This window comes from Amycolatopsis sp. NPDC051071 (genome assembly GCF_040682875.1).
Taxonomy (GTDB): domain Bacteria; phylum Actinomycetota; class Actinomycetes; order Mycobacteriales; family Pseudonocardiaceae; genus Amycolatopsis.
Genome location: NZ_JBFBBY010000222.1, coordinates 1 through 10,243, shown reverse-complemented (window position 1 = coordinate 10,243; position 10,243 = coordinate 1). Strand labels below are relative to the sequence as shown.

Here is a 10,243-nt window from a genome sequence, read left to right as displayed (position 1 = left end):
CGGCTGACGTTCTCCGCGTGAAGGCCCCCTTCCCTCGGCCATGGGTTGAATGATCAGCCGAGGGAAGGGGGCCTTCACGCGCGATCAGAGGCCTCGGTGCAGGGCGTCGATGTACTCGCGGTGGCTGGGAAGGCCTGCCGAGTAGATCTCGCGTTCCTTGTCGATCTGCTTGAACATCTCCCATGCCGCGGCGTCGTTCATCAGGTCGACCGACGGCGGCGCCTTCTTGAACTCGAAGTCCATTCCGGACAGAATCGCCCACAGGCTGCGGGTTTCGAACAGCCGCAGCTGGCTGCCGTCGGGGATGATGACGCTGTCCGCGTATTCGGAGAGCTTCTCCTCCAGGCTCGCCGGGATCGGCGCTTCCCGCACGGCGTTCCAGAATTCGGTGTCGTTCCGGTCGGTGAGCGTGTAGTGCATGACGATGAAGTCACGCATGTCCTCGAAGGCGCCGACCATCAGCTCGTTGTAGCGGGCTCTACGGCGCTCGTCGAAGCCGGAGTCCGGGAAGTGCAGCACGAGCAGCGCCAGCTGGTACTCGATGAGCGCGATCGTGGTGGACTCCAGCGGCTCGACGAAACAGCTCGACAGGCCGACGGCGACACAGTTGTTCACCCACGAGCGCTGGTTGTGCCCGACCCGCATCTTGATGTGGTTGCCGTCGATGTCGTGGTCGCGGCCGCCGAGGTGATCACGTAGTCGCCGCTCGGCCTTCTCCGGCGTGGTGAAGGCGCTGGAGTAGACGAAACCGGTGCCGTCGCGGTCGGCGAGGGGGATCTCCCAGATCCAGCCGTCGGGCTTCGCGGTCGCCGAGGTGTACGGCCGCAGCCCGCCTTCCTTGTGCTGGGCGGGCAGCGCGACTGCGGAGTCGCACAGGAGGACGTCGTTGGCGCTGACGAACGGCTCGTTCAGCGTCTGATTGATCAACAGGCCACGAAACCCGGTGCAGTCAAGGAAAAGGTCGGCTTCGATCTCGCCGCCGGTGTCGGTGACGACCTTCTCGATCGTGCCGCGCGGGTCGACGGTCACCGACTTGACGTCCGCCGAAACGTGTTTGACACCGCGGCCGGTCGCGAGTTCCCGGAGGTACTTGGCGACCAACGCGGCGTCGAAGTGGTAGGCGTAGCGGTAGCCGGGGTCCGGCGCATCGGTGCCGGGCAACGGTTTCGGGGCTTTGTTCAGCTCACACAGGCGCTGCAGAGCCATTCCCGCGTCACCGAAGGTCTCCCGGACCCGCGTGTCCCCGGCGAGGCGCTGCTTCAGCCAGAAATGCGCGAGCGAGACACCCCGGCCGAACCGCTTGTGGAACGGCTTCTCGTAATTCCGCACGGCGGGTTCGGGGACGTCGAAGAACGGGTGGTAGTACGTGTGCCCGTCCTTGCCCTCGTGTGGTTTGCGCCAGTCGTTGAACCGGACGGCGGATTTGAAGACCGCGTTCGTCTTCGGCATCCAGTCCGCTTCGTCCATGCCCAGGAAGGCGAAGGTGGTCCGCAGCGTCGGGACGGTGGCCTCACCCACCCCGATCCGCGGGATCCGCGGCGATTCGATGAGGGTGATGCCGACCTTTCCGCCGAAGGCACGGTTGAGGTAAGCGGCGGACAACCAGCCGGCCGTCCCACCCCCGACTATCACGATCTTTTCGATGGGACGTGCCACGGAAGTGCTCCTTCGCCGGTCCGAAACCCCCGATATGCCGCGCGAACGAGCGTAGGTTCCGATCGCGTCATCAGGCAGGGCCGGCCTCACTCCCTCCCGATGAGTTACGTCGCCGTCGATCATGAACATCGCCTCAAGCGGACAATTCAAAGCACTTCTTTCGGGCAAGCAGGGAGATGGCATGGAGGTGAGCGAGACCTAGCGTGGGAAGCGGGCTTCGACAGTCGGGAGACTCGTGATGGCGAACCAGGAAACCGCGGCCAGCCTCGACAACATCGGGTTCGGGGCACGCGGTCTCGTACTCGAATATGTGACGTCGGCGGACGGGACGCGGATCGCCTTCGAGAAGTCCGGCGAAGGGCCACCGGTGCTCATTCTCGGCGGCGGGCTCAACGAGAAGGCCATGTTCGCCGATCTCGCCGAGCTGCTCTCGGAGGATTTCACCGTCTACAACTACGATCGCCGCGGCCGCGGGAACAGCGAGGACAACGGCGGCCTGCCGGGGTACACGGTCGACCGGGAGGTCGAAGACCTGGCGGCGGTCCTCGAAGCGGCGGGCCCCGGCGCGGCGATCTTCGCCAACTGTACCGGTGGCCTGATCGCCATGCGGGCGGCGGCACAGGGTGTCCCGATGGGCAAACTCGCGCTGTACGAACCGACCTACGGCGGCCACCCGCTCCCCGAGTCCTATATGGACGATCTAGAGCGGATGGTCGCCGCCGATCACCGGACCGACGCCGTCGCGTTGTTCCTGCGGGAGAACGTCCGGTTCAGCCCGGAAACGATCGAAGGGTTCAAATCCCTTCCCATCTGGCCGTCGTTCGAGGCGATGGCCCCGACGACGCTGTACGACTCCATCCTCGACGCGAACCACGAGTCCGTCCCGTTCGATCAGCTGCCGGGGATCGGCGTGCCGACCCTGGTCATCGGCGGCCGGGAAAGCCCTTCCTGGCTGATCGACAACTGCCACGCCCTCGCCGACGGGCTCCCCAACGGCCAGTACGTGTGCATGAACGAGGGGCATCTGTTCAACCAGAAGGCGGGCGCCCCGCTGCTCACGGTGTTCTTCCGGTCCTGACCGGGCCGGAGATCCGGCACCACCTTTTTCGATCGTTGAGGAGAAGATCCGATGGAAAGCCGCTGCCCTTACCTCTTGGACATCACGGGTACGGACATCCACGCGGAGAGTGAAGCTCTCCGCGCACAGGGGCCGATCACCCAGGTCGAACTGCCCGGCGGGGTGATCGGCTGGTCCGTGACCGGGTATCAGGCGGCGCGCCAGGTGCTGTCCGACGACAGGTTCGCGAAGGACCCGCAGAAATGGACCCGCTACACCGAGGGTGAGATCCCCTCGAACTGGCCGCTCATCGGCTGGCTCCTGATGGACAACATGACCACCAACGACGGCGACGACCATCTGCGCCTGCGCAAACTGGTTTCCCGCGGTTTCACGCCGAAGCAGGTCGAGCTGACCCGCCCGCTGATCGAGAAGATCGTCGACGACCTGCTGGACGGCCTCTCCACCGCCGGACCGGACGAGGTCATCGACCTCAAGGGCCGCTTCGCCACCCCGTTGCCCGCGCGCGTCATCTGCGACATGTTCGGGGTGCCGGAATCGGCTCGCGCGTCCGCCTTGCGCGGCGCCGGCGTCAACGTCACCACGACCACCTCCGGTGACGAGGCCGAGGCGAACGTCGAGCTGTGGCACCAGGAGCTGACCGAACTCGCCGAGTTCAAACGCGAGAACCCTGGCGACGACCTGACCAGTCTCCTGCTCGCCGCGCGCGAGGAGGACGGCAGCAGGCTCACCGACGAAGAGATGGTCGGCACCCTGCACCTCATGCTGGGTGCGGGTTCCGAAACCCTCATGAACGCGCTCAGCGCCGCCGTCGTCGCGCTGCTGAGCCGGCCCGAGCAGAAGAATCTCCTCGACAGCGGCCAGGTTTCCTGGGACGACGTCATCGAAGAGGCCCTGCGGGTCAACGCCCCGGTCGCGCAGCTTCCGCTGCGGTACGCGACCGAGGACATCGAGGTCGCCGGGGTCACCATCGGCAAGGGCGACCCGGTGCTGATGGGTTTCACCGCAATCGGCCGCGACCCGGAGAACCACGGTGAGACGGCGGGCGTGTTCGACGCCACCCGCGCCGACAAGACCCACCTTTCGTTCGGCCACGGCTCGCACTTCTGCCTCGGCGCGCCGCTGGCCCGGCTGGAGCTGCGGATCGCGCTGCCCGCGCTGTTCGCGCGCTACCCGGACCTGAAGCTCGCGGTCGGCGTCGACGAGCTCGAAGGACAGGGCACGTTCATCATGAACGGCCACCGGGAGGTCCCGGTCCGGCTCGGCGAGCCCTCGCTGGTCCGGTCATGACCGCGGGCTCCCCGCACGACGCGCCACTGGCCGTGGTCACCGGCGCGTCGTCGGGTATCGGCGCGGAATTCACGCGTGTGCTGCGGGGCCGCGGCTACCGCGTGCTGGCCGTCGCCCGCCGCGCCGACCGGCTCGCCGAACTGGCGAAGGACTCCGGCGGTTTCATCGTCCCGGAAGTCCGCGACGTCACCGCCGAAGGCGCGGCCGAGGCCATCCTCGGGCGCGCCGAAGAACTCGGCGGCGCCGATCTCCTCGTCTGCAACGCCGGCCGCGGCTCGCGTGGCCGGTTCCACGAGTCGGACCCGGCCGACGCGCTCGGCATGATCCGGCTGAACGTGACGGCGAACGTCGACCTCGTCTCGCAGGCCGTCCCCAAAATGGTCGCACGCGGCTCCGGCGGCATCATCGTCGTGGCGTCGAACCTCGGTTTCTTCGCGACCCCGAACATGGCCGTGTACGGCGCCACGAAGGCCTTCCTGCTGTCTTTCACGGAGTCGTTGTCGGCCGAACTCGACGGCACCGGCGTGCGGGCCATGGCACTGTGCCCCGGTGCGACCTCGACCGAGTTCGGCGACGTCGCCGGGCTGGGTGACACGGTCGAGAAGACCCCCGGCTTCACCACCGCGGAACAGGTCGTCCGGGGTGGGCTGAAGGCCTGGGACGCCGGCCGCGCGATCACCGTGCCCGGAACCGTCGCGCGTCTGCTCACGGCGTTCTTGGCGTTCTCGCCAAGGGCCGTTTCGCGACGGATCATGGGTAAGATCTTCACCGCCGGATGACCACTACCGGGTGAATATCCACAGTGGCCGGGCGCGAGCGATGAGTTCGCGCCCGGCCAGGAGTCCAACCCTTGACGCCCGCCCGACAGGCGGGAAGATCAAGGAAGGACGACCGAGATGACCAGCACGAACGAGATCGACGTCCCCGGCGGCCGGCTGCACTACGAGGTCCGCGGCGACGGACCGCTGCTGCTGGCCATGGGCTCACCGATGGCCGCGGACGCCTTCGCACCGCTGGCCGACGCGCTGGCGAGCCGGTTCACCGTGGTGACCCATGACCCCCGGGGCATCGCACAGAGCCCGCTGGACGACCCGGGCCAGGATTCGACCCCGGACCTGCGTGCCGACGACGTCATCGCGATCCTGGACACGCTGGGCGCCGAGACGGCCGACGTGTTCGGCTCCAGCGGCGGTGCGATGACCACACTCGCGCTGGCCGCGCGTCATCCCGGCCGGATCAGGACGATCGTCGCGCACGAGCCGCCGACGCTGAACCTGCTGCCGGATTCGGCGGAGCGGCACGCCGAGGTCGACGAGATCGTGAGGACGTTCGAGACCGACGGCCTCGAAGCCGCGTGGAGGATGTTCCTTGGCACGTCCGGCTACGAAGGGGACGAGGCAGGCCCGCCGCCTGGCGACTCCCCCGAGCGGGACAAGGAAGACGGACGTCGTTTCTTCGTCCACGAGCTCCGCGAGACCACGCGGTACTCCCCGGACCTCGACGCGTTGCGCGACGGGCCGTTCCGGGTCGTCGTCGGCCTCGGCGCGGACTCCGGTGGCCTGCTCACCCGCCGGACCTGTTCGGCGCTCGCCGGCGAACTCGGCGTCCCGGTGGTGGAGTTCCCCGGCGACCACGGTGGGTTCATCTGGGATCCGGAAGGGTTCGCGAAGCTGCTGGGCGACATCGTCATGACCGCGGACACGCCGCTGCCGCTCGCCCGCGTCTGATCCAGGCGCGGAAGGGCCGGGAGCGCCACCCCTCGGGGCACTCCCGGCCCGGTCTGTCCCTCAGTATTCGACGGTCGCGGCCGTTTCCGCGGCGGCGAGCAGCTCACGCGAGATCCGGTCCGCCTCCTCGGCGGTGAGGATCAGCGGCGGCGCGAGTACGACGTTCCTGCCCGTGCGCCGGACCAGCACCCCGTTGTCCCGCATCAGTTTCCGCATCTGTGCCGCCCGGCGTGAGCGGTCCATCTCGACGGCGATCATCAGCCCACGGCCGCGGATGTCGGTCACGCGGTCCAGGTCCCGCAACGGTTCCAGTGCGGCCAGCAACTGGTCGCCCCTGGCCTGGACGTTCGCGAGGAGGTGTTCCTTCTCGATGTAGTCGATCACCGCGAGCCCGGCCGCGCACGCCGTGGCGTGCCCGGAATGCGTGTGCCCGTGCACGAACCCGGCCCTCTTCTTGTTGCTGTCGAAGACCTCGAAGACGTGCTGGGTGGTGGTGACCGCGCCGAGCGAGATGTAGCCCGCCGCCAGGCCTTTGCTGGTGGCCAGGATATCCGGCTGGACGCCCGCGTGCTGGTGACCGAACATCAGCCCGGTGCGGCCGAAGCCGGTCGTCACCTCGTCGAGGACCAGCAGGATCCCGTATTCGTCGCACAGTTCCCGGACACCCCGCAGGTACTCCTCCGGCATGACGTAGGCGCCACGCGACTGGACCGGCTCCACCAGCACGGCCGCGGTGCGCTTGCCGTAGCCGTCCAGGAAGTCCCGCAGTGCGCCGATGCCCTTTTCCGGGCCGGGGATGGTGACGAATCCGTTCGGTGTCAGTTCGTCGGCGATCGGCGACGGCGCCCCGGCGGTCGCGGCACCGGCCATGGTGGCGCCGTGATAGCCGTTGTGCAGTGAGACGACGAGTCCGCGCTCGGGCGAGCCGAGTACGGCCTGGTAGAAGCGCGCGATCCGGATCGCCGCCTCCATCGCCTCGGAACCGCTGTTGCAGAAGAAGGTCCGGGTCAGCGCCGGACCGGCGAGTTCGCCGATACGTTGTGCCAGCCGGATCGCCGGGATGTTGGCGCCCTCACCCATGTCGTAGGTCATCAGCTTCGCCACCTGCGTGGCGATCGCGTCGACCACCGGCTGACACGCGTAACCCAGCGTCGCGTTGAATCCGGACGACTTCGCGTCGAGATAGGTGCGGCCGTCGGCGTCGGTGACCTCGCAGCCCTTGCCGGACACCGCGACGAGCGTGTCCGGGCTGACCCGGCTCGGCGACCACGGATGCCACAGGTACTCGGCGTCGATGGCGAGCAGTTCGGCCTGCCCCTCGGTCACCGTTTCGGTCATTCCGCGCTCCGTTTCTCTACCGCGCCAGCCGGGCGCGGACCGGGATGGAATGCCAGGCCCGCAAGGTGTTGTTGAGCCGCCGCTTCCCGGGCGCCGCCGGTTCCAGCGTCTCGACGCGCTCCGCGAGCGCGGTGATGAGGCATTCGGCTTCGAGCCTTGCCAGGTTCTGCCCGACGCATTGGTGCAGCCCGAACCCGAAGCCCACGTGCCCGGACGGGTCGCGGGACAGGTCGAACTTGTCCGGATCGGCCCAGCGCCGGGGATCCCGGTTGGCCGCGCCGAGGAACATCAGCACCTTGGCGCCGTCGGGCACGATGTGGTCGCCGACCGGCACGTCCCCCACCGCGGTACGGAAAAACGTCTGCACCGGCGACGCCCAGCGCACGGCCTCGTCGAAGGCGATCCGCGCCAGCGAAGGCTCGGCGCGAAGCCGTCGCCACTGCTCGGGATGCGTGACGAGCGCGTGCATGACCGCGGCGAGCGCGTGCGCGGTGGTGTTGAATCCGGCCGCGAACAGCGAACGCACCACCCCCGGCGCCTGCTCGTGGGTGATCTCGCCGCGGTCGGCTGCCGCCCAGATCTGGCCGCCGAGCCCGTCTTCGGTGAGCTTGTCGCGACGGCAGTGCTCCATGACCCACGTCGTCAGGAACTTCGCGTGGGGTGCGCCTGCCGCGACGAGTTCGTTGCGCGGGCCGAACGCGTTGAGCAGGAAGTCGCTGAACGGCAACAGGTTCTCGCGGCCCTCTTCTGGCATGCCGAGCGCGTCGCCGACCGCGCGGGGCGGGAACTTCTCCGCGATCGCCGTCACCGCGTCGAACTCGACCGTGCTGCCCGGGGCGCCGTCGAGGACCTTGCCGACCATCTTGTGCGCCTTCGCCATCCACTCGGCGCGGAGCCCGCGCTGCGCGCGTGGGCCGAGCAGATTCGCGAGTACGCGTCGTGGTGCGTCGTGGTGTGGCGGGTCGGCCTCGACGACGATGCTCAGCCGTCGCCAAGGCTTTTCGGTCCGGAAGTTCGACAGCCCGACCCCGGCACCGGACTGGAATCCTTGCCAGTTACGCAAAGCCGCGTAGACGGCGTCATACCGCGCGACGGCGTAGACGTCGTGCGCGCTCAAGTACGAGAGCGGCCCGGCGGCGAGCAGCGCGTGTTCGAGCGGATACGGATTCGTCAGCACCTCGGTACCGAACGGGTCGATGTCGATGACGGGCGGTGACAGCCTGCTGGCGGTCATGAGCACGGCCTCCGGGGCTTACAGGTCCAGTACGAGCCGGTCGGTGCACGAACGTGAGACGCACGGGAACATGCGGTCCCCGGCCGCGCGGTCCTCGGCGGTGAGCAGGGCGTCGCGATGGTCGACGACGCCGTCGAGGACCGTGGTCTCGCAGGTGCCGCAGACACCCTCCATACAGGACGAGAGCAGGTCGACGCCGACCGCGCGCATCGCGTCGATGACGGTCATGTCCTTGGTGACCGTGACCGTCGCGCCCCGGCGGGCCAGCACGATGTCGAACGGCTCGCCGCGCACCGGCGCGCCCTGTTCCGGCGCCGAGAAACGCTCGGTCCACAGTGTCGGCGCTGGCCAAGGGGCGCAAGCGTTCTCGACCGCGTCGAGGAGTCCTGGCGGACCGCAGCAGTAGACGCGAAGACCCACATGGACCTCGCCGAGCGCGGCCTGGAGATCCGGGCGGCCTTGTTCGTCCTCGGGGACGATGTGCACTCTCTCGCCGTACCCGGCGAGTTCGTCGAGGAAGGCCATGGAGTCTTTCGTCCGGCCGCCGTAGACCAGCTTCCAGTCGGCGCCGAGGAGTTCCGCCTGATGAACCATGGGAAGCAGCGGCGTGATCCCGATCCCGCCCGCGATGAAGAGATAGTTCTTCGCCGGGACCAAGGGGAAGTTGTTGCGGGGACGGCTCACCCCGACCGTGTCGCCTTGACGGAGTTCGTCGTGTACGTAGGCGGATCCGCCGCGGCCGTCGGTCTCACGGAGGACTCCGACACGGTACTCGTAGGCGTTCCACCGATCCCCGCACAGGGAGTATTGCCGGGTCAGTCCACCGGGCAGCACCAGGTCGATATGCGAACCCGGCGTCCAGTCGGGCAGGCGCGCGCCGTCGGCTGCCTTGAGGACCAGCGTGACGACCCCCTCGGCGACGACGTCCTTGGCCACGACACGCAACGTCGTCTGCGCCGTTCCGGCGTCCTGCATCGTGACCCGCCCTCCGCTCGGCTCGTGCTCTCCACGGTTCCACGGCGGGCAGGGGTGTACGTCTCCCTGAATGCTCGGTCCGTTGCCAGGGGTGAGCAAGGCAAAATATTGTTCCCGGGGGTGCGCGGGCAGACCATCGGGTGTCTACGTCGATCCCAGGAGGACGCATGTCGCATATCACGGTGGATCCCACCAAGCCCGGACTCGTCGGTCTGTTCGCTTTCCGCCCTGAGACCGCGAAACCGCTCGCCGAACTGGTCGAGACCCTGCTGCGCGGCCCGAGTTCGCTGACCCCCGGCGAGCGTGAGCTGATCGGCGCCGTCGTGTCCAAGGAGAACGACTGCTACTTCTGCACCGAGGCGCACGGTGCGTTCTCCGCCGCGCAGATCGAAGGCGGCGCCGAGACCGTCGCCGCCGCCAAGGAAGACCTCACTTCCGCGCCGATCTCGGACAAGCTGCGCGCCCTGCTGAAGGTCGCCCTCGCCACCCGTGAAAGCGGCCACTCGGTCACCACCGCCCTGGTCGACAACGCCAAGGCCGCCGGCGCCTCCGAGACCGACATCCACGACACCGTCCTGATCGCTTCGCTGTTCTCGTTGTTCAACCGCTACGTCGACGGCCTCGCCACCGACGCCCCCGACCAGCCCGAGTTCTACGCCGGTGTCGCGCAGGCCCTGATCGCCGGTGGGTACGCCGCGATCGCGGGTGCCGCCCAGGCAGAGGCCGCCTGACGCCCCAAGGGTCGTGAGTGATTTGGGTCGTTCTGGCCAAAGGGTGTTTCAGGTACCTACGGCGGGTGGCGGCCGGTCCTTGAAGGACTCCTTGAGGGACCCAGAGTCCCTCAACGTTCCCCTCGCCCGGCACGGACGGCAATCACGAGCCCCAGCAGCACCACCAGTCACCACGGCGGCGCGTGAAGGACCCCTTCCCTCGGCTGAGCCGAGG

Annotated in this window: 9 protein-coding genes; 5 read left to right on the top strand and 4 right to left on the bottom strand. The window is 68.3% G+C overall.

All coding sequences use genetic code 11. The features are described from left to right. Positions 1-84: 84 nt before the first annotated feature. Complete coding sequence (locus tag AB0M65_RS37685) at positions 85-1,656, bottom strand: tryptophan halogenase family protein (RefSeq protein WP_364039268.1); 1,572 nt, start codon at positions 1,654-1,656, stop codon at positions 85-87. A 238-nt stretch (positions 1,657-1,894) separates the two neighbouring features. On the opposite strand from AB0M65_RS37685, the gene AB0M65_RS37680 reads away from it, so the two are divergent. From AB0M65_RS37680 to AB0M65_RS37665, 4 genes are all read left to right on the top strand, one after another. Then, the gene (locus tag AB0M65_RS37680; RefSeq protein ID WP_364039265.1) at positions 1,895-2,734 is read left to right on the top strand and encodes an alpha/beta hydrolase; all 840 of its coding nucleotides are present in this window, start codon (positions 1,895-1,897) and stop codon (positions 2,732-2,734) included. A gap of 51 nt (positions 2,735-2,785) precedes the next feature. Continuing rightward, on the top strand, positions 2,786-4,024 hold the full coding sequence (locus tag AB0M65_RS37675; RefSeq protein WP_364039262.1) for a cytochrome P450: 1,239 nt from the start codon (positions 2,786-2,788) through the stop codon (positions 4,022-4,024). Next, positions 4,021-4,803: an SDR family NAD(P)-dependent oxidoreductase gene (locus AB0M65_RS37670; RefSeq protein ID WP_364039259.1), complete on the top strand. Its 783-nt coding sequence runs from the start codon at positions 4,021-4,023 to the stop codon at positions 4,801-4,803. Before AB0M65_RS37675 ends, AB0M65_RS37670 begins: the two co-directional genes overlap by 4 nt. Before the next feature lie 117 nt (positions 4,804-4,920). Continuing rightward, on the top strand, positions 4,921-5,751 hold the full coding sequence (locus AB0M65_RS37665) for an alpha/beta hydrolase (RefSeq protein ID WP_364039256.1): 831 nt from the start codon (positions 4,921-4,923) through the stop codon (positions 5,749-5,751). 60 nt (positions 5,752-5,811) lie between these two features. Here AB0M65_RS37665 and AB0M65_RS37660 read toward each other — a convergent pair whose 3' ends face one another. Genes AB0M65_RS37660 through AB0M65_RS37650 form a run of 3 tightly spaced genes read right to left on the bottom strand, consistent with a single transcriptional unit; the run spans position 5,812 to position 9,298 of the window. Further along, positions 5,812-7,089 carry an aminotransferase class III-fold pyridoxal phosphate-dependent enzyme gene (locus tag AB0M65_RS37660; RefSeq protein WP_364039253.1) on the bottom strand — a complete coding sequence of 426 codons (1,278 nt, stop codon included), beginning with the start codon at positions 7,087-7,089 and terminating at the stop codon, positions 5,812-5,814. A 16-nt stretch (positions 7,090-7,105) separates the two neighbouring features. Beyond that, complete coding sequence (locus AB0M65_RS37655; protein ID WP_364039250.1) at positions 7,106-8,323, bottom strand: cytochrome P450; 1,218 nt, start codon at positions 8,321-8,323, stop codon at positions 7,106-7,108. 18 nt (positions 8,324-8,341) lie between these two features. Beyond that, the gene (locus AB0M65_RS37650) at positions 8,342-9,298 is read right to left on the bottom strand and encodes a PDR/VanB family oxidoreductase (protein WP_364039247.1); all 957 of its coding nucleotides are present in this window, start codon (positions 9,296-9,298) and stop codon (positions 8,342-8,344) included. A gap of 167 nt (positions 9,299-9,465) precedes the next feature. Here AB0M65_RS37650 and AB0M65_RS37645 point away from each other — a divergent pair, with 167 nt between their 5' ends. Beyond that, on the top strand, positions 9,466-10,029 hold the full coding sequence (locus AB0M65_RS37645) for a carboxymuconolactone decarboxylase (RefSeq protein WP_364039244.1): 564 nt from the start codon (positions 9,466-9,468) through the stop codon (positions 10,027-10,029). Positions 10,030-10,243: the final 214 nt, after the last annotated feature.